This window comes from Streptomyces sp. NPDC004126, assembly GCF_050275515.1.
Classification (GTDB): Bacteria; Actinomycetota; Actinomycetes; order Streptomycetales; family Streptomycetaceae; genus Streptomyces.
In genome coordinates this window covers 19,627-41,590 of sequence record NZ_JBNNPF010000036.1, presented here as the reverse complement: position 1 = coordinate 41,590, position 21,964 = coordinate 19,627, and the positions used below count along the sequence as shown (strand labels likewise).

Here is a 21,964-nt window from a genome sequence, read left to right as displayed (position 1 = left end):
TCCTCGCTCGCACAAACAACCGCGGGGTCTGTCACATACACACCCCCGCCCCGCCCCCCCCCCCGGGGGGGGGGGGGCCCCCCCCCCCCCCACCACCTTCCCGCATTCCCGCCGCGACCCTGGAGACCGACGCCCATGCGCATCCGCACCGTTGTCCGCCCCCTCCTCCCCGCCCTGTCCGGCGCGCTGGTGCTGCTGGTGCTGCTGCTCCCCGCCGCCCCCGCGAGGGCCGCGGACAACGGCACGTGGGGGGTCTTCCCGACGCCGCCGGCCGGCGCGTCGGTGACCGACCGGGCGTACTTCTTCCACCAGGGCACCGCCGGGACCACCGTCAGCGACAGCGCGACGATCGTGAACTCCTCCGACAGGGAGCTGACCTTCCGGGTCTTCGCCACCGACGCGGTGAACACCCCGTCGGGCGGGGCCTTCGCGCTGCTGCCCGTGCAGACCAAGCCGAAGGACGTCGGCGCCTGGGTCGCGCTGGCGCCGGAGGCGGCGGCCACCGTCACCGTCCCGCCCCGGGGCCGCAAGGACGTCCCCTTCACGGTCAAGGTCCCCCGGGACGCCGTGCCGGGCGACCACGTCGGCGGGATCGTCGCGCTGAACACCGAGGTCGAGGGGGTGCGCAAGGAGGGCAAGGTACAGGTCGGGGTGCAGCGCCAGGTGGGCGCCCGGCTGTACTTCAGGGTGCCCGGCCCGCTGACGCCGGGACTGACCGTGGAGGACGTACGGGTCAACCGGGGCGCCCCGCTGGTGCCGTGGGTCAAGGACGCCCGGGCGACCGTCACGTACACGCTGGTCAACCGGGGCAACGTGGTCGTCGAGCCGAGGGTGGCGGTGTCCGCCGAGGGGCTGTTCGGGCGGCGGGTGCTGAACCGGCCCGCCCGGGACCTGAAGCTCGTGCTGCTGCCCGGCCAGCGCGTCGAGCTGACCGAACCGTGGCCGGACGCGCCGCAGTTGGACTGGGTGTCCGTCAAGGTCCGGGCGGGTGCGGCCGCCTACCCGGACCTCGCTCCGGAAGCCGGCGCGGACTTCGTCGCCGTCCCGTGGCCGGCGGCGGGCGTGCTCCTGGTCCTGGCGGGCGCCGGCACCACCCTCCTGGTGCTGCGCCGGCGGCGCCGCGGAACTCCGGAAGAAGCGCTGAGCGAACCGGACTTGGCGCGGGCCCGCTGACCGGCAAGGGTGTCCCCGGGGTGACGGCATTCGGCCATCACCCGTGACGGGGAGGCAAGACGGATGGAACGAGAGCACAGCGAGCCCGGGTCCGCCGCGCACGCCGCCCGGCCGGTCAGGGGTGTGGGCCTGCTGACCCGCATCGAACGGGCACTGGGCACCGGGACCGCCGCCTACCTGCCCGGGGACGGCTGGATACGGCTCACCCTCCCGCTCGACGACGGCGGCCCGGCGCCCGTCACGGTGGACGTGGTCGCCGACACCGTGCGGGCCCCGCGCGGGATCGCGTACCTGCTGCCGGGCGGTGGCCTGAACTTCGCGGCGGACTTCTTCACCCCGGGCCACGACAACCTGGCCCACCACCTGCTCCGCCGGGGCCTGCTGGTGGTCGGGGTGACCCCGCGCGAGGACGCCGCCCGCCCCGAGGAGGTCACCGCGGACTCCGGACTGGCCGCGCACCGCCGGGACCTGGCGGCCGTGGTGGCCGCGCTGGACTCCGTACTGGGCCTGCCGTACGAGTACGCGGGCCACTCGGCGGGCGCCGTCCTGGCCCTGGACGCGGCCTCGCACGACCCCTCGGAGCGGCTGCGCCGGGTACTGGCCCTGGACACGACGGGCCCGTACGCGGGGGCCCCGGCCGACCGGGCCGCCGAGACCCGGGAGGCGTACGAGGAGCAGCTCGCGCGGGGTGTCCACGCGGCCGACCCGGGCCTCAAGGCGCTGGTCGCCCGGGCGGTCGCGGACCCGGCGGGCGTGTCGGAGGCGCCCTGGCCGCCGGACCCGGCCCGCCGCTTCACGCACGCGGGCCTCGCCCACTTCGCGCTGCTCCGCACCGCCGGCCTGCCCGGTCCGGCGAACTGGATCCACCGGCAGGGCCACGCCGCGGGCGAGTACGCCTTCGGCGCCACCCCGGCCGAGGACCGCTTCACCCTGGCCCACACCCCGCTGGCCGCCTGGCACGCGGCCACGTCGGCGCTGGGCAGCGGGCTGGTCCCGACGGCCCTGATGCGGGACCTCGCGGCGGTGTGGGCGGGCGACGGCAAGGCGTACGGGATCGCGTGGGAGCGGATCCGCTGCGAGGTGGTGTGGGTCAACACCGAGCTGGGCCGGGGGGACGAGCCGCGCGGGGCGGAGCTGATCCGGGCGGCGGGCAACGACCGGGTCCGCTTCGCCGTGGTCCCGGGCTACGGGCACGCCGACGCGGTCTGGTCGCGGACGGCGTCGGCGGACGTCTGGCCGCTCTTCGACGCCTGACGGGTGAGGGGCCCCCGACAGGGCCTCCCCCGAAGGGGCCTCCCCCGGCGGCAGGGTCCGCCGGGGGAGGTTCCGTGACGGTGTGGCACCCGCCGCCCGCCCGGGGCAAGGACGAGGACAAGGGCAGGGCGAAGGGCGGGGCGAAGGAACCCGACCGGAGCAAACGGCTCTCCGACAACCCCGTCAACGAGGTGGCGTTCAGCCCCGACGGCAGGACCCTGGCGGTCGGCACGTCGAAGGGGAGCCCCAAGAACCGCCGCTTCGGCTCCCCGTACGACGACGGCTGCCGGCTGTGGCGGGTGCCCTGACGGCAACGGCGCAGCCCCCGGCCGGTGAGGGTTGGCCGGGGGCTGCTGGTACTGCGGGCGCCGGGCCCGGGCCGGTACCGGCCCGGGGGACGGCCGGGAATCAGTGGTTGCGGGGGAAGCCCAGGTCGACGCCGGCGGGGGCGTCGGCCGGGTCGGGCCAGCGGGTGGTGACGACCTTGCCGCGCGTGTAGAAGTGGATGCCGTCGTTGCCGTAGATGTGGTGGTCGCCGAAGAGCGAGTCCTTCCAGCCGCCGAAGGAGTGGTAGCCCACCGGCACCGGGATCGGCACGTTGACGCCGACCATGCCCGCCTGGATCTCCAGCTGGAAGCGGCGGGCGGCGCCGCCGTCGCGGGTGAAGATCGCGGTGCCGTTGCCGAACGGCGAGGCGTTGATGAGGGCCACGCCCTCCTCGTAGGTCTCGGTGCGCAGCACGCACAGCACCGGGCCGAAGATCTCGTCGCGGTAGGCGTCGGAGTCGGTCTTGACGTTGTCGAGGAGCGAGAGGCCGATCCAGTGGCCGTTCTCGTTGCCCTCGACCGTGTAGCCGGTGCCGTCGAGGACGACGTCGGCGCCCTGGGCGGCGGCGCCCTTGACGTACGAGGCGACCTTGTCGCGGTGGGCGGCGGTGATCAGCGGGCCCATCTCGGAGGTCGGGTCGTTGCCGGGGCCGATCTTGATCTTCTCGGCGCGCTCGCGGATCTTCTCGACCAGCTCGTCGGCGATGGAGCCGACGGCGACGACCGCCGAGATGGCCATGCAGCGCTCGCCTGCCGAACCGTACGCGGCGGACACGGCCGCGTCGGCGGCGGCGTCCAGGTCGGCGTCCGGGAGCACCAGCATGTGGTTCTTGGCGCCGCCCAGCGCCTGCACGCGCTTGCCGTTGGCGGAGGCGGTGGTGTGGATGTGGCGGGCGATCGGCGTGGAGCCGACGAAGGAGACGGCGGAGATGCCGGGGTGGGCGAGGAGGGCGTCGACGGCCACCTTGTCGCCGTGGACGACGTTGAGGACGCCCGCCGGCAGGCCGGCCTCGGTCATCAGCTCGGCCAGCTTGTTGGAGGCCGACGGGTCCTTCTCGCTCGGCTTGAGGATGAAGGTGTTGCCGCAGGCGACGGCCAGCGGGAACATCCACATCGGGACCATCGCCGGGAAGTTGAACGGGGTGATGCCCGCGACCACGCCGAGCGGCTGGCGGATGGCGGAGACGTCCACCCGGTTGGAGACGGACGTGGACAGCTCGCCCTTGAGCTGCGTGGTGATCCCGCAGGCCAGCTCGACGATCTCCAGGCCGCGCGCGACCTCGCCCAGCGCGTCGGAGTGCACCTTGCCGTGCTCGGCGACGATCAGCTCGGCGATGGCGTCGCGGTTGGCGTCCAGCAGGGCGCGGTAGGCGAAGAGCACCTTGGTGCGGGCGGCCAGCGAGGACTGCCCCCAGGACAGGAAGGCCTCCTGGGCGACCTTGACGGCCGCGTCGACCTCCTCGGCGGAGGCCAGGGCGACCTGCGTGGTGACCTCGCCGGTGGCCGGGTCGGTGACCGGGCCGTAGTTGCCCGACGCGCCCTCGACGGTCTTGCCACCGATCCAGTGGTTGACGGTCTTCATTGTGCTGCTCCTTCACAGATGGCGACGTCGCTGCGCGGCTTGCCGGTCGTACTCTTCACGGGCCTGGGCCGCCGACGCACGGGTCGCGGTCTCGGCCACAGGAACATCCCACCACGCCTGTGCCGGGGGCGGGCCCGACACAGTGTCGGGTGTTCGGGTCTGTGCGTAGACACATGTGGGCCGGTCCGACAGGCGGGCCTCGGCCAGGGCTTTTCGCAGGTCACCGATGGTGCGGGTGTGGATCACGGCCATCCCGAGGGAGGCCGCGTTCGCTGCCAGGTCCACCGGAAGGGGGTCCCCGGTGTACGCCCCGCCGGGCGCCCGGAAGCGGTAGGCCGTGCCGAAGCCCTCGCCGCCGACCGCCCCGGAGAGGCCTCCGATGGAGGCGTAGCCGTGGTTGTCGAGGATGACCACCTTGAGGGGGATCCCCTCCTGGACGGCGGTGACGATCTCGGTGGGGTTCATCAGGTACGAGCCGTCGCCGACGAGCGCCCACACCGGCCGGTCCGGGGCGGCGAGGGCCACGCCGAGGGCGCCGGGGATCTCGTAGCCCATGCAGGAGTAGCCGTACTCCACGTGGTACTGGTACGCGGAGCGGGCCCGCCAGAGCCGGTGCAGGTCGCCGGGGAGCGAGCCGGCCGCGTTGACGATCACGTCGGTGTCGTCGACGACGGCGTCGAGGGCGCCGAGCACCTGGGCCTGGGTGGGGACGGCGTTCTCGTCGGAGGCGTGGAAGGCCTGGTCCACCAGGGCCTCCCAGTAGAGCTTGGCCTTCTGGTACGTCCGCTCGTACGCCGGGTCCACGCGGTGGCCCGCGAGCTCCGCGCGCAGCGCGTCCAGGCCCTCGCGGGCGTCGGCGACGAGCGGCAGCGCGGCCTGCTTGTGGGCGTCGTACGGGTCGAGGTTGAGGCCGAGGAAACGGACGCCGGGGTCCTGGAAGAGGGTCGAGGAGGCGGTGGTGAAGTCGGTCAGCCGGGTCCCGGCCGCGATGACCAGGTCGGCGGCGCGGGCCAGGTCGTCGGCGGTGGCGGTGCCGGTGTGTCCGACGGCGCCGACCTCGGCGGGGTGGTCGTGGCGCAGGGCGCCCTTGCCGGCCTGGGTGGCGGCGACGGGGATGCCGGTGGCGTCGGCGAAGGCCCGCAGGGCGTCCTCGGCGCCGCTGTGGCGGATGCCGCCGCCGACGACGAGGAGGGGCCGGCGGGCCGCGCGTACGGCCTCGGCGGCGGTCCGCAGCTCGTCGTTGTCGGGCCGGGGGCGGCGCACCCGCCACACCCGCTCGGCGAAGAACTCCTCGGGCCAGTCGTACGCCTCGGCCTGCACGTCCTGCGGGAGCGCGAGGGTGACGGCGCCGGTCTGCACGGGGTCGGTGAGCACCCGCACCGCCTGGAGGGCGGCCGGGACCAGGGCCTCGGGGCGGGTGATCCGGTCGAAGTGGCGGGACACCGGCCGCAGGGTGTCGTTGACGGAGACGTCGCCGGCCCAGGGCACCTCCAGCTGCTGGAGCACGGGGTCGGCGGGCCGGGTCGCGAAGGTGTCCCCGGGCAGCAGGAGCACCGGGATCCGGTTGATCGTGGCGAGGGCGGCGCCGGTGACGAGGTTGGTGGCGCCGGGCCCGATGGAGGTGGTCACGGCGTGCGCGGAGAGCCGCCCGCGCTGGCGGGCGTACCCGACGGCCGCGTGCACCATGGCCTGCTCGTTGCGCCCCTGGAGGAAGGGCATGGCCTCGGGCCCGCTCTCCAGCAGGGCCTGCCCGATCCCGGCGACGTTCCCGTGCCCGAAGATCCCCCAGGTGGCGGCGATCAGCCGGTGGCGCCGCCCGTCGCGCTCGGTGTACTGCGCGGCGAGGAAGCGCACGAGCGCCTGCGCGGTGGTGAGCCGGACGCTGCGCTGCGCGGTCACGGGGTCTCCTCGGGTCGGGGGAACGGGAGGCGGGGGTCCACGGCCTGGGCGGGCCAGGTGTCGCGGATCCAGGCGTGGTCGGGGTGGTCCCGGATCAGCCACTGGCGCTGCGCGTCCGGGCCGGCCATCACGTTCAGGTAGTACATGTCGTGCCCGGGTGCCGCGATGGAGGGGCCGTGCCAGCCGTCGGGGATCAGGACGACGTCACCGGACCGCACCTCGGCGAGGACGTCGGTCTTCCCGGCGGGCGAGGGCGTCACGCGCTGGTAGCCGACGCCGGGGGTGCCGCCGTGCGGGGCGATCTCGTAGAAGTAGATCTCCTCCAGGCGGGACTCCTCGCCGGGGTGGTGCTCGTCGTGCTTGTGGGGCGGGTACGAGGACCAGTTCCCGCCGGGGGTGAGCACCTCGACGGCGATGAGCCGGTCGCAGTCGAAGGCGTCGGCGGCGGCGAAGTTGTGCACCTGCCGCGAGCACCGGCCGGCGCCGCGCAGCTCGACGGGTACGGCGTCGGCGGGGCCGTAGCGGGGCTCCAGGCGGCGCTCGCAGCGTGCGCCGACGAGCGCGAACCGGCCGCCGGCGGCGGAGGCGATGTCGGCGCGGGCGTCCCGGGGCAGGTACGCGAAGTCGGTGGGCCCGTCGAACACGCTCGCGCGCCCGCGCAGCCGGAAGGTCCCCGCGGGGCCCTCCCCCACCCCGCCCCTTCCCGAAACCATGGCTCCGCTCCCGAACCCCCGCGCCTCAAACGCCGGCGGGGCTGAAAGACCGGGCGCTGCGCGCCCGGTGCGCTCAAACGCCGCGCGGCCCGGGGCCGGATCCGGGGGAGCGTCCGCGCAGTGGACCTCGCAGGAGCCTGCCAGGGGCAGGACGATCCATTCGGCGTCGCCGCAGGCGTGCGCGTACGACTCGCCCGGTGCCAGCTCCAGCACCACCAGCCGGGTGAGTTCCATCCCCGTCTCAGACCGCACCGGCACGCCCCAGCACCTCCTCCACCTCGTGCGGGAACGGCATCGCCGACGAGCACGCCAGCCGCGAGGCCACGATCGCCCCGGCGGCGTTCGCGTACCGCAGCGCCCGCTCCAGGTCCCAGCCGGCGAGCAGCCCGTGGCACAGGGCGCCCCCGAAGGCGTCCCCGGCGCCGAGTCCGTTCACCACCGTCACCGGTACCGGCGGCACCTCCACCCTCGTGCCGTCGCGGTGGACGGCCAGCACCCCTTCCGGCCCCCGCTTGACCACCGCCAGTTCCACCCCGGCCGCGAGCAGCGCCTCCGCGGCCGCGTACGGCTCGCGGAAGCCGGTGGCGACCTCGCACTCCTCGGTGTTGCCCACGGCCACCGTCGCCAGCCCGAGGGCCCGCTCGTACCAGGGCTGCGGCGGTCCGTCCCAGAGCATCGGCCTCCAGTCGAGGTCGAAGACGGTGGTCCCGGACTTCGAGCGGGCCTCCAGCGCGGCCAGGGTCGCGGCGCGGCTCGGCTCGGCGCTCAGACCCGTCCCGGTCATCCAGAACACCCGCGCCGCCCGCACCGCCGCCCGGTCGATCTCGTCCGGCCGGATCTCCAGATCGGGCGCCTTCGGGAGCCGGTAGAAGTAGAGCGGGAAGTGGTCGGGCGGGAAGACCTCGCAGAAGGTGACGGGCGTCGGGTGGGCGGCGACCTCCGCCACCCACCGGTCGTCGACCCCGAACGCCCGCAGTTCGGCGCGCAGATAGGCGCCGAAGGGGTCGGCCCCGGTCCGGGTGATGACGGCCGTGTGCCGCCCCAGCCGGGCGGCGGCGACGGCGACGTTGGTCGGGGAGCCGCCGAGGAACTTGCCGAAGGTGTCGGCCTCGGCGAGCGGTACACCGGTCTTCAGCGGGTAGAGATCCACCCCGATCCGCCCCATCGTGACCAGGTCGTGGACGGCTCCCCCGTCCGACGTCTCCACAGCCGGTTCTCCTCCCGCTCGTTCACCCGCTCGTCCGCCCACTCGTCCTCCCTCTTCGTCGAAGCCCGCACCCTAAGGTGGCCGTCATGACCTCCTCCCCACCCGCGTTGACGCGTATCCGTGTCGGTTCGGCTCCGGACTCCTGGGGTGTCTGGTTTCCGGAGGATCCCCTGCAGATCCCCTGGGAACGGTTCCTCGACGAGGTCGCGGACGCCGGGTACGAGTGGATCGAGCTGGGCCCGTACGGCTATCTGCCCACCGATCCGGCCCGGCTCGCCGACGAGACCGCCAAGCGTGGGCTGCGGGTGTCCGCCGGCACCGTCTTCACCGGACTCCATCACGGCCCCGGCGTCTGGGAGCAGACCTGGGCGCACGTGTCGCGGATCGCCGCGCTGGCCCGGGACACGGGGGCGGAGCACCTCGTCGTGATCCCGTCCTTCTGGCGCGACGACAAGACCGGCGGAATGCTGGAGGACCCGGTCCTGAGCCCCGCCCAGTGGCGTGAACTGACCTCCCAGACCGAGCGCCTGGGCCGGGAGGTGCGGGAGCGGTACGGGCTGCGGATCGTGGTCCACCCGCACGCGGACACGCACATCGACACCCCGCAGAACGTGGCCCGGTTCCTGGACGCCACCGATCCGGCGCTGGTCTCCCTGTGCCTGGACACGGGCCACTACGCGTACTGCGGCGGGGACAGCGTCGAGGCGATCGAGACGTTCGGCGAGCGGATCGGCTACCTGCACCTGAAGCAGGTCGACCCGCGGGTCCTCGCCGAAGTGCGGGCGCAGGGGACGCCCTTCGGCCCGGCGGTGGCGCGCGGGGTGATGTGCGAGCCGCCGTCCGGGGTGCCCGCGCTGGAGCCCGTGCTGGCGGCGGCGCAGCGGCTCGGGGTGGAGCTGTTCGCGATCGTGGAGCAGGACATGTACCCGTGTCCGCCGGAGCGTCCGCTGCCGGTCGCCCGGCGGACCCGCGCCTACCTGCGCTCCTGCGGCGCCCGTTGACGACCCCGAACCTCCAAGGAGAGACATGAGCACGCTCGGCATCGCCGTCATCGGCACCGGCAGGATGGGCGCCGACCACGTCCGCAGGATCGGCGAGGCGGTCGGCGGGGCGCGGGTGGTGGCCCTGGCCGACCCGGACGGGGACCGGGTCAAGGAGGTCGCGGCGGGCCTTGACGGGGTGGGCGCGTACACCGATCCGGCGGCGGCGGTGGCGGCGCCCGGGGTGGACGCCGTACTGATCGCCTCGCCGGGGCCGGCCCACGAGGAAGCGATTCTGCACGCCCTGGGGCGGGAGTTGCCGGTGCTCTGCGAGAAGCCGCTGACGCCGGATCCGGAGGGGGCCCTGCGGGTGCTGGAGGCGGAGCGGCGGCTCGGCCGGCGGCTGGTGCAGGTGGGGTTCATGCGGCGGTTCGACGCCGAGTACGAGCGGCTCAAGGCGCTGCTGGACGCGGGCGGGATCGGCCGGCCGCTGTTCCTGCACTGCCGTCACCGCAACGCCGCCTCGCCGTCCTTCTTCACCAGCGACATGCTGATCAGCGACTCGGTGGTGCACGAGGTGGACGCGGCCCGCTGGCTGCTGGGCCAGGAGGTGACGGCGGTGACGGTGCTGTCGCCCACGCCGTCATCGGCCGCGCCGGAGGGGCTGCGCGATCCCCGGCTGGTGCTGCTGGAGACCTCGGGCGGGGCGGTGGTCGACGTGGAGATCTTCGTGAACTGCGGGTTCGGCTACCAGGTGCAGTGCGAGGCCGTCGGCGAGTCGGGCAGCGCCCGGATCGGCGACGGGCACGCGATGGTCGTCCAGTCGGGCGGCCGCTGGGGCGGTGAGATCACCCAGGACTTCACCACGCGCTTCGCCGACGCCTACGACCGCCAGGTGCGGCGCTGGGTGGCGGCGGCCGCGCGGGGGCGGGTGGACGGCCCCGACGCCTGGGACGGGTACGCGGCCGCCGCCGTGTCGGAGGCCGGGCTGGCGGCCGCGCGCAGTGGCGTACGGACCCCGGTGCGGCTGGCGGAGCGGCCGGAGCTGTACGCCCGCTGATGCCCGGCGGGCCCCGCCGGTGGCGGCCGCGGCGTCGGCCGCCACCGGCGGCTCCTGTGTCACGTACGTCACGGGAGTCGCCGCCGTGTCACACATGTCCGTACTACGCGGGTTTTCCGTCACAGGGAGTCCACAGACGCTCCCCCGCACTCACCGAGCGTCGTTCTCCGGGCACAACCCGAGTGATCGTCAGTGTCCACGCGCCGGCTCCCCCGACGGCCTCCCGGCCGGCCCCGCGCCGTGGACCAGGAGGTGGCGCGCATGAGCGACCGACAGCTGTGGTCCTACAAGGAGATCGCCGCCCATATCCGGGTCCAGCCGGACACCGTGCGCTCCTACCGCAAGCACGGGCTGCTGCCCGCCCCCGACCACGTGGAGGGCGGCAAGCCCTACTGGTACGCCGACACCATCCGGACCTGGGTCTCGCGCCGCCCCGGCAACCGCGGCCGCCGCGAGGAGTGATCCGGCGGTACGGGGGCGGGGCCGGGCCCCGCCCCGGTCACCAGGACTCCTCCCCGGCCCGCCGGCCGCCGCCCGCGGCGTGCCCCCGCAGCCGCAGGGCGACCAGCGGGAAGACCAGCACCGAGACCATGCCGGCCCCGACCAGGGCGGCCGCCTCCCCGGCGCCGAGTTCGCCGTCCTGCACCCCGAGGGTGGTGATCGCCACCACCAGCGGCAGCGCGGTCGACCCGAACAGGACCAGCGCCCCGCGGTCGCGCCGCTCCAGGTCGCGCGGGGCCAGCAGCCAGATCGGCAGCCCGCGCACCAGCAGGAACAGCAGCAGGAACACGGGCAGCAGGAGCAGCTCGCGGCCGCCCGCGAGGAGGGCCTTCAGGTCGAAGTGGATCCCGGTGACCACGTAGAACAACGGGACCAGGAAGCCGAAGCCGATGGCCTCGACCTTCGACAGCACGGCATCGCTGCTCTCGGGCGCCGCCCCGTGCAGCACCAGCCGGGTGACCAGCCCGGCGGCGAAGGCGCCGAGCAGGACGTCGAGCCCCATCAGCTCGGCCAGCCCGAGCATCGCCACGAGCATCAGCGCCACCAGCCGTACGGCGAACTGGGCGCTGCTGTGCAGGGTCCGGGCGATGACCGCGGCGAACCAGGGCGGCTTGGGCCGCATCGCCCAGAAGACCGCCGCCGCCGTCAGGACGGCGAAGGCGGCCAGCAGCACCGCCGAGCGGGCCGGCGCCCGGCCGCTGAGCAGCAGGGCCATCGCGATGATCGGCCCGCACTCGCCGGCGGTGCCCACCGCCATGGTCACCGTCCCGAACCGGCCGCCCAGGTCCCCGGAGTCCCTCAGCATCGGCATGACCGTGCCCAGCGCGGTGCTGGTGAGCGCGGTGCCGACGTAGACGCCCTTGCCGAAGCCGCCGCCGTGGGCGAGGAGGGCGCCGGCGGCCAGCCCGAGGGCGAGGGCGGCCAGCCAGGCCCAGACCGACCGGCGCAGGGTGTCGCCCCTGACCTCGTCGAACTTGATCTCGTACCCGGCCAGGAAGATCAGCATGGCCAGGCCCAGCTGGCTGAGCACGTCGACCACCTCGCCGGTGTGCGCCCAGCCGAGCGCGTCGGGCCCGATGAGGACGCCGAGGAGGATCTCGAAGATCACCAGCGGGACGGAGAGCCAGCGCGCCGCCCCGTAGGCGAGCAGGGGCGCGAGGACCGCGGCGGCCATGATGAGGATGAGCGTCGCAGACTGGGCCATGAGCGCCATTTACGTACGCTCCGGCGGTCCCGGCCACCGGAGGACGGCCGGAGGGCCGCCGGACCCGCGCTCAATGGACACTCAATACCCCCTAGGGGTATAGAGTGGGGAGAGACAGACGTCCCCCGACAGAGGAGAACGACATGACCGCCGTGACGGTAACCGTGTACAAGGTCACCGGGATGACCTGCGGGCACTGCGAGGGCGCGGTGACCGCCGAGCTCACCGCCCTTCCCGGCGTGACCTCGGTCAAGGCCGTCGCCGCCACCGGGGAGGTCACCGTCGAGTCCCAGGCCCCGCTCTCCGAGGACGACGTGCGCGCCGCCGTGGACGAGGCCGGGTACGAGCTCGCCGGCGTGGCGGCCTGAGCCAGGCCCCCGCACCCCTCGCAAGGCAGCACCCGCCGGGCCGCACCCGCCAGCTCATACTGGACCGTACGGCCCGGCCCTCCCCCTGGAGCGGGACATGAGCAGCAGCACAGTGCACGACGGGCCCATAACGGAGGCCCCCGCCTCCGAGGTCGAACTGACGATCGGTGGGATGACCTGCGCCTCCTGCGCGGCCCGCATCGAGAAGAAGCTCAACCGGATGGACGGCGTCAGCGCCACGGTGAACTACGCCACCGAGAAGGCCCGGGTCTCCTACGGCGGCTCGGTCCAGGTGGCCGACCTGATCGCGACCGTGGTCAGGACGGGCTACACCGCCGAGGAACCCCCGCCGCCACGCCCGGAACCGGAGCCGGAAGCGGAGCCCGGGGACACCGCCGCCGCACGCGATCCCGAGCTCGCGGCGCTGCGGCAGCGGCTGCTGGTGTCCGCCGCCCTGGCCCTGCCGGTGGTCCTGCTCTCGATGATCCCCGCCCTCCAGTTCGACAACTGGCAGTGGCTCTGCCTCACCCTCGCCTCGCCCGTGGTGGTGTGGGGCGCCCTGCCCTTCCACCGGGCCGCCTGGACCAACCTCCGGCACGGCGCCGCGACCATGGACACCCTGGTCTCCGTCGGCACGCTGGCCGCCTACGCCTGGTCCCTGTGGGCGCTGTTCTTCGGCCACGCCGGCACGCCCGGCATGCGGCACGGCTTCGACCTCACCGCCGGGCGGACGGACGGCTCCTCCGCCCTCTACCTGGAGGTCGCGGCGGGCGTCGTGACCTTCATCCTGCTCGGCCGCTACCTGGAGGCCCGCTCCAAGCGGAAGGCGGGCGCGGCGCTGCGGGCGCTGATGGAGCTGGGCGCCAGGGACGTGGCCGTACTGCGCGACGGGCGCGAGGTGCGGATCCCCGTCGGCGCGCTCGCGGCCGGGGACCGGTTCGTGGTCCGGCCCGGCGAGAAGATCGCCACCGACGGCACCGTCGTCGAGGGGTCCTCCGCCGTGGACGCCGCCATGCTGACCGGCGAGTCCGTCCCGGTCGACGTCGCCGCGGGGGACGCCGTCACCGGCGCCACCGTGAACGCCTCCGGCCGGCTCGTCGTGGAGGCCACCCGGATCGGGGCCGACACCCAGCTCGCCCGGATGGCCCGCATGGTCGAGGAGGCCCAGAACGGCAAGGCCGAGGTGCAGCGGCTCGCCGACCGGATCTCCGCCGTCTTCGTGCCCGTCGTCCTGCTCCTCGCGCTCGGCACCTGGGTCGTCTGGCTGCTGCTCACCGACGACCCCACCGCCGCGTTCACCGCCGCCGTGGCCGTCCTGATCATCGCCTGCCCCTGCGCCCTGGGCCTGGCCACGCCGACCGCGCTGATGGTGGGCACCGGCCGGGGCGCGCAGCTGGGCATCCTGATCAAGGGGCCGGAGGTGCTGGAGTCCACCCGGCGCGTGGACACCGTCGTGCTCGACAAGACCGGGACGGTCACCACCGGCCGGATGACCCTGACCGGCGTGCACGCCGCCGAGGGCGTGGACGAGGGGGAACTGCTGCGGCTCGCGGGCGCGCTGGAGCACGCCTCCGAGCACCCGGTCGCCCGGGCGATCGCGGCCGGCGCCGCCGGGGCGGGCGGGGAGCTGCCCGCGCCCGCCTCCTTCGAGAACCTCGCCGGGCTCGGCGTCCGGGGCACGGTCGAGGGGCACGAGGTCCTGGTGGGGCGCGAGCGGCTGCTCACGGACCACGGGATCACCCTGCCCGCCCCGCTCGCCGCGGCCAGGTCCGCCGCCGAGGCGGCCGGTGCCACCGTGGTGCTGGCCGCCTGGGACGGCGCGGCCCGCGGGGTGCTGACCGTCGCCGACGCCGTCAAGGCGACCAGCGCCGAGGCCGTGGCCCGGCTGCGGGCGCTCGGCCTCACACCGGTGCTGCTGACCGGCGACAACAAGGCCGTCGCCGAGACGGTGGCCCGCGAGGTGGGCATCGACGAGGTGATCGCGGAGGTGCTCCCGCAGGACAAGGTGGACGTGGTCCGCCGGCTCCAGGCCGAGGGCCGCACGGTCGCCATGGTCGGCGACGGCGTCAACGACGCGGCCGCGCTGGCCCGGGCCGACCTGGGCCTGGCCATGGGCACCGGCACCGACGCGGCCATCGAGGCCGGCGACCTGACCCTCGTACGCGGTGACCTGCGGGTGGCGGCGGACGCGATCCGGCTGTCCCGGCGGACCCTGGCCACCATCAAGGGCAACCTGTTCTGGGCCTTCGGCTACAACGTGGCGGCGCTCCCGCTGGCCGCCGCGGGGCTGCTCAACCCGATGATCGCGGGGGCCGCGATGGCCTTCTCGTCGGTCTTCGTGGTGACCAACAGCCTGCGGCTGCGCTCGTTCCGCTAGAGGATCTCCTCCCCGTTCCCTCCACAGATCCTTCACTGGAGACGCAGATCACAGTGATGACAACGTAACCATCCGGGGTCGTCACAGGTCTAATGGGGCGATGCCGGAAAACGTCTTGGGGGACGTTTCGCGGAGGTCCTTGGGGGGCTTCCGGGCATCCGCCGGCCGGGACGCGTGCCCTCGGGAAGCTTTGAGCGGCCCACCCGACCCGAACGGGTCCCGGCACACACCGACGCCCCGGCGCGGATCCCGTGGGGGGAATCCGCCGCCGGGGAAAAGGGAAGCGCCCCGACCGTCGACCCGTGGGGGGATCGACGGCGGGGCGCTTTCCGCAAACCGGAGCGGCCGGGAGGACCTAGCGGGCCTCGACCGGGACGAACTCGCGAAGGACCTCGCCGGTGTAGATCTGGCGCGGGCGGCCGATGCGGGAGCCGGGCTCCTTGATCATCTCGTGCCACTGCGCGATCCAGCCGGGAAGGCGGCCGAGCGCGAAGAGCACGGTGAACATCTCGGTCGGGAAGCCCATGGCCCGGTAGATCAGACCGGTGTAGAAGTCCACGTTCGGGTAGAGGTTGCGGGCGACGAAGTACTCGTCGGCCAGCGCGTGCTCCTCCAGCTTGAGCGCGATGTCCAGCAGCTCGTCGCTCTTGCCGAGCGCCGAGAGGACGTCGTGCGCCGCCGCCTTGATGATCTTCGCCCGGGGGTCGAAGCTCTTGTAGACGCGGTGCCCGAAGCCCATCAGGCGGACGCCGTCCTCCTTGTTCTTCACCTTGCGGATGAAGGCGTCGACGTCGCCGCCGTCGTTCTTGATGCCCTGCAGCATCTCCAGGACGGACTGGTTGGCGCCACCGTGCAGCGGGCCCCACAGGGCCGAGATGCCGGCGGAGATCGAGGCGAACATGTTCGCCTGCGAGGAGCCGACCAGGCGCACGGTGGAGGTCGAGCAGTTCTGCTCGTGGTCCGCGTGCAGGATCAGCAGCTTGTCGAGCGCGGAGACCACGACCGGGTCCAGGTCGTACTCCTGGGCCGGCACGGAGAAGGTCATGCGCAGGAAGTTCTCGACGTAGCCGAGGTCGTTGCGCGGGTAGACCACCGGGTGGCCGACCGACTTCTTGTACGCGTACGCGGCGATCGTCGGGAGCTTGGCCAGCAGACGGATCGTCGAGAGGTGGCGCTGCTTCTCGTCGAACGGGTTGTGGCTGTCCTGGTAGAACGTCGACAGCGCGCTGACCACGGACGACAGCATGGCCATCGGGTGGGCGTCGCGCGGGAAGCCGTCGTAGAACCGCTTCACGTCCTCGTGGAGCAGCGTGTGCTGGGTGATCTCGTTGCGGAACGACGCGAGCTGGTCGACCGTCGGCAGCTCACCGTTGATCAGCAGGTAGGCGACCTCGATGAAGGTCGAGCGCTCCGCCAGCTGCTCGATCGGGTAGCCGCGGTAACGCAGGATGCCCTGCTCACCGTCGAGGTAGGTGATCGCCGACTTGTAGGCGGCGGTGTTGCCGTAGCCACTGTCCAGCGTGACGAGCCCGGTGTGGGCCCGGAGCTTCGAGATGTCGAAGCCCTGGTCACCGACGGTGCTTTCGACCACCGGGTAGGTGTATTCACCGTCCGCGTACCGGAGTACTACAGAGTTGTCGCTCACGTCATCCCTCACCGACGTAGTGCCTCTTCTTCGAGGTGCCCTGACTGCCTCTACCTTCCCCCATTTGGCGCAGGAGAGTGCACTCGGGGTCGGCCTTTGGTCTCTTTGACGGCACTGAGTGCCTTCAACCTGCTCATCCTGCCCCCTCCGCGCCGCTTGTCGGAACCCCAAATGATCGATCATCTAGGTGATGTTTCCCACCGAGACCCGGCCGGCGAGCCGCGCGGCCACCGCCGTGAACCTCCTGCCTGCGGAAACGGTACGCACCGCCTGCCCGAGAGCCTTGCGGGACCCGACCAGGACGACCAGTTTCTTCGCCCTGGTCACGGCCGTGTAGAGCAGGTTCCGTTGGAGCATCATCCAAGCCCCGGTGGTGACGGGGATCACGACCGCCGGATATTCACTCCCCTGGGAACGGTGGATGGTGACGGCGTACGCGTGCGCCAGCTCGTCCAGCTCGGCGAACTCGTACCCCACCTCCTCGTCCTCCTCTGTACGGACCGTCAAGCGCTGCTCTTCCACGTCCAGAGCGGTGACCACGCCGACGGTGCCGTTGAAGACGCCGTTGGCGCCCTTCTCGTAGTTGTTGCGGATCTGGGTGACCTTGTCGCCCACCCGGAAGACCCGGCCGCCGAACCGCTTCTCGGGCAGGTTCGGCCGGGCCGGGGTGATCGCCTGCTGGAGCAGGCCGTTGAGGTTCCCCGCGCCGGCCGGGCCCCGGTGCATGGGGGCCAGGACCTGCACGTCCCGGCGCGGGTCGAGCCCGAACCGGGCCGGGATCCGGCGGGCGGCCACGTCCACGGCGAGCAGCCCGGCCGCCTCCGTGTCCTCCTCCGGGAAGAGGAAGAAGTCCGGCAGGCCGTCGGTGATGGGAGGCACCCCGGTGTTGATGCGGTGGGCGTTGGTGACGACGCCCGACTGCTGGGCCTGGCGGAAGATCCGGGTCAGCCGGACGGCCGGCACCGGCCCGCCCTCGGCGAGGAGGTCCCGCAGCACCTCGCCGGCGCCGACCGAGGGCAGCTGGTCCACGTCGCCGACCAGCAGCAGGTGCGCTCCCGGCGCCACCGCCTTGACCAGCTTGTTGGCCAGCAGCAGGTCCAGCATCGAGGCCTCGTCGACCACGACCAGGTCGGCGTCCAGCGGCCGGTCCCGGTCGTAGGCCGCGTCCCCGCCGGGCTTGAGCTCCAGCAGCCGGTGCACGGTGGAGGCCTCGGCCCCGGTCAGCTCGGACAGCCGCTTCGCGGCCCGGCCGGTGGGGGCCGCGAGCACCACCTTGGCCTTCTTGGCCCGGGCCAGCTCCACGATGGAGCGCACGGTGAAGGACTTGCCGCAGCCGGGCCCGCCGGTGAGCACCGCCACCCGTCGGGTGAGGGCCAGCCTGACCGCGTCCCGCTGCTCGGGGGCGAGGCTGGCCCCGGTGCGGCCGGCGAGCCAGCCGAGGGCCTTGTCCCAGTCCACGTCCTGGAAGCCGGGCATCCGGTCCTCCTCGGCGTTCAGCAGCCGGCGGACCTGGCCGACCAGCGAGAGCTCCGCCCGGTGGAAGGGGACCAGGTAGACCGCGGTGAGGGGGTCGGGGCCGCCCTGGGGGTCGGGCACGGGCTCCCGTACGACGCCCTCCGGATCGGCGGCCAGTTCGGCCAGGCACTCGATGACCAGCCCGGTGTCCACCTGGAGCAGCTTCACGCCGTCGGCGATGAGGCGCTCCTCGGGGAGGAAGCAGTGCCCCTGGTCGGTGGACTGGGACAGTGCGTACTGGAGGCCGGCCTTGACCCGCTCGGGGCTGTCGTGCGGGATGCCGACGGCCTGGGCGATCCGGTCGGCGGTGAGGAAGCCGATGCCCCAGACGTCGGCGGCGAGCCGGTACGGCTGGTTCTTGACCACCGAGATGGAGGCGTCCCCGTACTTCTTGTAGATGCGGACGGCGATGGAGGTGGAGACGCCGACGCCCTGGAGGAAGACCATGACCTCCTTGATGGCCTTCTGCTCCTCCCAGGCGGCTCCGATCAGCTTCGTCCGCTTGGGGCCGAGGCCGGGGACCTCGATCAGCCGCTTCGGCTCGGCCTCGATGACGTCGAGGGTGTCGAGGCCGAAGTGCTCGACGATGCGGTCGGCGATCCTCGGGCCGATGCCCTTGATGAGGCCGGAGCCGAGGTAGCGGCGGATGCCCTGGATGGTGGCGGGCAGGATCGTCGAGTAGTTCTCGACGCTGAACTGCCTGCCGTACTGCGGGTGCGAGCCCCAGCGGCCCTCCATGCGCAGGGATTCGCCGGGCTGCGCGCCGAGCAGCGAGCCGACGACGGTCAGCAGGTCTCCCGCGCCGCGGCCGGTGTCGACCCGGGCGACCGTGTAGCCGCTCTCCTCGTTGGCGTAGGTGATGCGCTCCAGCACCCCCTCGACCACTGCCGGTTGCACCGCCCCGTTGTTCACCATGGCACGAAGCTACAGTCCGCCGCCGACAGGGCGCCGGGGCCTGTGGACGAACGAAAGGGGGTCCGGCCTCGCGGCCGGACCCCCTCACGGTTACCCCTCCCTCGTCGGACTTCCCGATCCCCCCGGATCCCCACCCGGAAGTCCCGACGCTCCATACGACCCGCGTGGCGCCCGGAGGGTTGCATGCGGAATCACAGCTTTACCTTTCCATTACGTTCAGCCACCCGGGGAGTACTCCGAGGTGCCGTGAAATCACCGCACACGTAGCGTTTCCGGCATGAGCGACTCTTCCTTCGAGGACGACGTACTGGGCGAACTGGGCGATGACAAGCTCCAGGAGATCGCCACCCTGCTCGGCACCGACACCGACGGCGCCCGCGCGACCGTCTCCGAGACCGTCGGGGCGATGACCGGCGGCCTCCAGGAGAAGGCCGACGCCGACGACGACGAGGTCCGCCAGGCCGTGGCCGAGGTGTCCGAGCCTCCCCTCCAGGGCGTGGCCACCCTCGGCGGCCTCGGCGGCCTGCTGAGCGGCGGGATGATGGCCGGGGTGCTCTCCAAGGTGAGCAAACCGGTGGCCAACGCCGTCTCGAAGAAGACCGGCATCCCCGCCCCCACCGTCATGCGCGTCATCGAACTGCTGATCCCGGTGCTGATGGCCGTCTTCGCCAAGCGCGCCGCGGGCAAGGGCGCCCCCACCGCCGGGGCCCCGGGAGCCGCTCCCGCCGGCGCCGGCGGCCTCGGCGACCTGCTGGGCTCGATCCTGGGCGGCGGCAAGAAGTAGCCCGGCCCCGGCGCCCGCCCCCGCGCTATCCTCGGCAGCCATGGAGACTTCCGGCGCGGCGGTGCGGCTGCGGGACCCCGGGCCCGGCGAGCTGGGCTGGATCGTGCAGCGCCACGGCGCGCTCTACGCGGCCGAGTACGGCTGGAACCAGGAGTTCGAGGGCCTGGTGGCCCGGATCGTCGCGGACTTCGCCGAGGACCACGACCCCCACCGGGAGCGGGTCTGGATCGCGGAGCACGAGGGCGAGCCGGTCGGCTCGGTGATGTGCGTGCGCGAGGACGGCTCGCCCGGCACGGCCCGGCTGCGGCTGCTGCTCGTGGACCCGGCCGGGCGCGGCCTCGGGGTGGGCACCCTGCTGGTCGCCGCCGTCGTCGCCTTCGCCCGTTCGGCGGGCTACCGCGAGCTGGTGCTGTGGACCAACGACGTGCTGACCGCGGCCCGTTCGATCTACGAGCGGGCCGGCTTCACCCTGGTCGCCGAGCGCCCGCACCGCTCGTACGGGGTCTCCCTCACGGGGCAGGACTGGCGGCTGCCGCTGCGCGAGGACCCCCCGCGCTGACCGGGTCCGGGGCCGGGTCCGGAGCCGGGACCGGGGCCGTACGGGTCTTCGCGCGTGCCGGGGCCAGCGAGGTCAGGCCCACCCCGCCGACCAGCAGCACCGCCGCCACCCAGCCCGGCCCGGAGACCCCCTCGCCGAGCACCAGAGCGGCCGAGGACATCCCGAACACCGGCACCAGCAGCGAGAACGGCGCCACGGCCGAGGCCGGGTAGCGGCGCAGCAGGTAGGCCCAGGCGCCGAAGCCGAACACCGTGGACACCCAGGCGACGTAGCCGATGACGGCCACCCCGGACCAGTCCAGGGCGCGCAGCGCGGCCAGGTCCCGCTCGGGCCCCTCCAGCAGCAGCGACAGCGCGAACAGCGGGACCACCGGGACGACGCACACCCACACCTGGAAGTTCATGGCGTCGGCCGGGGCCGCCTTGCGGGTGAGCACGTTGGACACGCCCCAGCAGGCGGCGGCCGCGACGACCAGGACGAAGCCGGTGACGGGCCCGGACAGGCCCCGGTCGACGGCGGCCACCCCGATCCCGGCCAGCGCCACGGCCATGCCCAGCAGCCGCACCCGGCCGGGCCGCTCGCGCAGCACGACGGCGGCCAGCAGGGCGGTGAAGACGGCCTGGACCTGGAGCACGAGCGAGGACAGCCCGGCCGGCATCCCGGCGGCCATCCCCGTGAACAGCAGCCCGAACTTGGCGATGCCGAGGGCGGCGCCGACCCCGAGGATCCACTTCCAGGCGACCTTGGGGCGCCCCACGAAGAACACGGCGGGCAGCGCGGCGACGAGGAAGCGCAGCGCGGACAGCAGCAGCGGCGGGAAGTGGCCGAGGCCGATCTCGATGACGACGAAGTTGAACCCCCAGACGGCGGCGACCAGGACGGCGAGTGCGGTGTGTACGGGACGCATGCTTCGAGCATCGACGCCCGAACCATGTAGCACCAGCGCGGATCCCTACCGGGATGGATGAAGCATCGCTTACGATTGGAGGATGCTCGACCTTTCCCGGCTGCGCGCCCTGCACGCCGTCTCCGTCCACGGTTCGGTCGCGGGCGCGGCGGCCGCACTCGGCTACACCCCCTCCGCGGTCTCGCAGCAGATCGCCAAGCTGGAGCGGGAGACCCGCACGACGCTGCTGGAGCGGCGCGGGCGCGGGGTCGCGCTCACCGAGGAGGCCCGGCACCTCGCCGACACCGCCCGCGAGCTGCTGGCGATCGTGGAGCGCGCCGAGACCACCCTGGAGGAGCGGCGCGGCCGGCCGAGCGGCCTGCTGACCGTCGCCGCCTTCGCGTCGGCGGCGCGCGGGCTGCTGCCGGGGGTGCTGGCCGAGCTGGCGGAGCGCCATCCCGCGCTGGACGTGCGCCTCACGGAGGTCGACCCCCACCTGTCGGTGGACCTGGTCGCCCGGGGCGTCACCGACCTGGCGGTGGCCCACGACTGGGACATCGCCCCGCTGCCCGCCCCCGAGGGCGTGGAGCAGGCCGTCATCGGGGACGACCCCTGCGACCTGGTGGTCCCGGCCGGACACCCCTTCACCACCCGGCGGGCGGTGCGCCGGACGGACCTGGGGGGCCAGCGGTGGGTGTGCCAGCCGCCCGGCCGGGTGTGCCACGACTGGCTGGTGCGGACCATGCGCACCGCCGGGCTCGAACCCGACATCGCGCACACCGCCGAGGAGAACCACACCATCGTCGCGCTGGTCGCGGCCGGTCTCGGGATCGCGGTCGTGCCCCGGCTGGGCACGGGCGCGCTGCCGCCGGGCGCGGTGGCGGTACGGCTGGAGCCCGGTCCGGTGCGCAGGCTGTACGCCCTGTGGCGGACGGGAGCGGCCCGCCGGCCCGCGATCACCGAGACCGTACGCACCCTCCAGGAGCACTGGGCGGCCGCCCCGGAGCATCCCTAAC

Annotated in this window: 18 protein-coding genes and 1 pseudogene; 11 read left to right on the top strand and 8 right to left on the bottom strand. The window is 73.6% G+C overall.

Features of this window, described 5'->3' with window-relative positions:
- Positions 1 to 135 precede the first annotated feature (135 nt).
- From ACQKM2_RS28545 to ACQKM2_RS28535, 3 genes are all read left to right on the top strand, one after another.
- Positions 136 to 1,173 (top strand): WxL protein peptidoglycan domain-containing protein, encoded by a 1,038-nt coding sequence (locus ACQKM2_RS28545; protein WP_427714717.1) that lies wholly within the window; start codon positions 136 to 138, stop codon positions 1,171 to 1,173.
- Between the two features lie 63 nt (positions 1,174 to 1,236).
- Positions 1,237 to 2,427 carry a hypothetical protein gene (locus ACQKM2_RS28540; protein ID WP_427714715.1) on the top strand — a complete coding sequence of 397 codons (1,191 nt, stop codon included), beginning with the start codon at positions 1,237 to 1,239 and terminating at the stop codon, positions 2,425 to 2,427.
- Between the two features lie 74 nt (positions 2,428 to 2,501).
- Positions 2,502 to 2,735 carry a hypothetical protein gene (locus ACQKM2_RS28535; RefSeq protein ID WP_427714714.1) on the top strand — a complete coding sequence of 78 codons (234 nt, stop codon included), beginning with the start codon at positions 2,502 to 2,504 and terminating at the stop codon, positions 2,733 to 2,735.
- 100 nt (positions 2,736 to 2,835) lie between these two features.
- Here ACQKM2_RS28535 and ACQKM2_RS28530 read toward each other — a convergent pair whose 3' ends face one another.
- The 4 genes from ACQKM2_RS28530 to iolC are packed head-to-tail and all read right to left on the bottom strand — an operon-like array spanning position 2,836 to position 8,112.
- Entirely contained in the window at positions 2,836 to 4,335 is a 1,500-nt protein-coding gene (locus ACQKM2_RS28530) for a CoA-acylating methylmalonate-semialdehyde dehydrogenase (RefSeq protein ID WP_405980625.1), read from the bottom strand.
- Positions 4,336 to 4,347: 12 nt separating this feature from the next.
- The gene (iolD, locus tag ACQKM2_RS28525; protein WP_427714713.1) at positions 4,348 to 6,234 is read right to left on the bottom strand and encodes a 3D-(3,5/4)-trihydroxycyclohexane-1,2-dione acylhydrolase (decyclizing); all 1,887 of its coding nucleotides are present in this window, start codon (positions 6,232 to 6,234) and stop codon (positions 4,348 to 4,350) included.
- A complete protein-coding gene (gene iolB, locus ACQKM2_RS28520; protein ID WP_427714770.1) occupies positions 6,231 to 7,181 on the bottom strand; it encodes a 5-deoxy-glucuronate isomerase in 951 nt (316 codons plus the stop codon). The genes iolD and iolB overlap by 4 nt, the downstream gene beginning before the upstream one ends.
- A gap of 7 nt (positions 7,182 to 7,188) precedes the next feature.
- Positions 7,189 to 8,112, bottom strand: coding sequence for a 5-dehydro-2-deoxygluconokinase (gene iolC, locus ACQKM2_RS28515; protein ID WP_427714769.1), 924 nt, complete (start codon positions 8,110 to 8,112; stop codon positions 7,189 to 7,191).
- Positions 8,113 to 8,240: 128 nt separating this feature from the next.
- Between iolC and ACQKM2_RS28510 the strand changes: the two genes are divergently transcribed.
- The 3 genes from ACQKM2_RS28510 to ACQKM2_RS28500 all read left to right on the top strand — a co-directional run bounded on the left by ACQKM2_RS28510 (position 8,241) and on the right by ACQKM2_RS28500 (position 10,656).
- The gene (locus ACQKM2_RS28510; RefSeq protein WP_427714712.1) at positions 8,241 to 9,155 is read left to right on the top strand and encodes a sugar phosphate isomerase/epimerase family protein; all 915 of its coding nucleotides are present in this window, start codon (positions 8,241 to 8,243) and stop codon (positions 9,153 to 9,155) included.
- Between the two features lie 25 nt (positions 9,156 to 9,180).
- Positions 9,181 to 10,194 (top strand): Gfo/Idh/MocA family protein, encoded by a 1,014-nt coding sequence (locus ACQKM2_RS28505; RefSeq protein ID WP_427714710.1) that lies wholly within the window; start codon positions 9,181 to 9,183, stop codon positions 10,192 to 10,194.
- A 261-nt stretch (positions 10,195 to 10,455) separates the two neighbouring features.
- The gene (locus tag ACQKM2_RS28500; protein ID WP_042800909.1) at positions 10,456 to 10,656 is read left to right on the top strand and encodes a helix-turn-helix transcriptional regulator; all 201 of its coding nucleotides are present in this window, start codon (positions 10,456 to 10,458) and stop codon (positions 10,654 to 10,656) included.
- 37 nt (positions 10,657 to 10,693) lie between these two features.
- Here the strand turns inward: ACQKM2_RS28500 and ACQKM2_RS28495 are convergent, their stop codons facing one another.
- A complete protein-coding gene (locus ACQKM2_RS28495) occupies positions 10,694 to 11,899 on the bottom strand; it encodes a cation:proton antiporter (protein WP_427714709.1) in 1,206 nt (401 codons plus the stop codon).
- A 143-nt stretch (positions 11,900 to 12,042) separates the two neighbouring features.
- On the opposite strand from ACQKM2_RS28495, the gene ACQKM2_RS28490 reads away from it, so the two are divergent.
- Together ACQKM2_RS28490 and ACQKM2_RS28485 are read left to right on the top strand one after the other, a co-directional pair.
- On the top strand, positions 12,043 to 12,267 hold the full coding sequence (locus ACQKM2_RS28490) for a heavy-metal-associated domain-containing protein (RefSeq protein ID WP_405980620.1): 225 nt from the start codon (positions 12,043 to 12,045) through the stop codon (positions 12,265 to 12,267).
- A gap of 97 nt (positions 12,268 to 12,364) precedes the next feature.
- Positions 12,365 to 14,644, top strand: coding sequence for a heavy metal translocating P-type ATPase (locus ACQKM2_RS28485; protein ID WP_427714707.1), 2,280 nt, complete (start codon positions 12,365 to 12,367; stop codon positions 14,642 to 14,644).
- Positions 14,645 to 14,999: 355 nt separating this feature from the next.
- Here the strand turns inward: ACQKM2_RS28485 and ACQKM2_RS28480 are convergent, their stop codons facing one another.
- Entirely contained in the window at positions 15,000 to 16,289 is a 1,290-nt protein-coding gene (locus tag ACQKM2_RS28480; protein WP_125817233.1) for a citrate synthase, read from the bottom strand.
- A 183-nt stretch (positions 16,290 to 16,472) separates the two neighbouring features.
- Positions 16,473 to 18,719, bottom strand: a complete 2,247-nt coding sequence (gene recD2 / locus ACQKM2_RS28475; protein ID WP_427714705.1) for an SF1B family DNA helicase RecD2 — start codon at positions 18,717 to 18,719, stop codon at positions 16,473 to 16,475.
- Between the two features lie 277 nt (positions 18,720 to 18,996).
- Between recD2 and ACQKM2_RS28470 the strand changes: the two genes are divergently transcribed.
- The gene (locus ACQKM2_RS28470; RefSeq protein WP_427714704.1) at positions 18,997 to 19,503 is read left to right on the top strand and encodes a DUF937 domain-containing protein; all 507 of its coding nucleotides are present in this window, start codon (positions 18,997 to 18,999) and stop codon (positions 19,501 to 19,503) included.
- 61 nt (positions 19,504 to 19,564) lie between these two features.
- Positions 19,565 to 20,062 (top strand): annotated as a pseudogene (locus ACQKM2_RS28465) (GNAT family N-acetyltransferase); the annotation flags it as partial.
- Here the strand turns inward: ACQKM2_RS28465 and ACQKM2_RS28460 are convergent.
- Entirely contained in the window at positions 20,013 to 20,969 is a 957-nt protein-coding gene (locus ACQKM2_RS28460; RefSeq protein WP_427714703.1) for an EamA family transporter, read from the bottom strand. The pseudogene ACQKM2_RS28465 and the gene ACQKM2_RS28460 sit on opposite strands and share 50 nt — an antisense overlap.
- A gap of 82 nt (positions 20,970 to 21,051) precedes the next feature.
- On the opposite strand from ACQKM2_RS28460, the gene ACQKM2_RS28455 reads away from it, so the two are divergent.
- Positions 21,052 to 21,963 (top strand): LysR substrate-binding domain-containing protein, encoded by a 912-nt coding sequence (locus ACQKM2_RS28455; RefSeq protein WP_427714702.1) that lies wholly within the window; start codon positions 21,052 to 21,054, stop codon positions 21,961 to 21,963.
- Position 21,964: the final 1 nt, after the last annotated feature.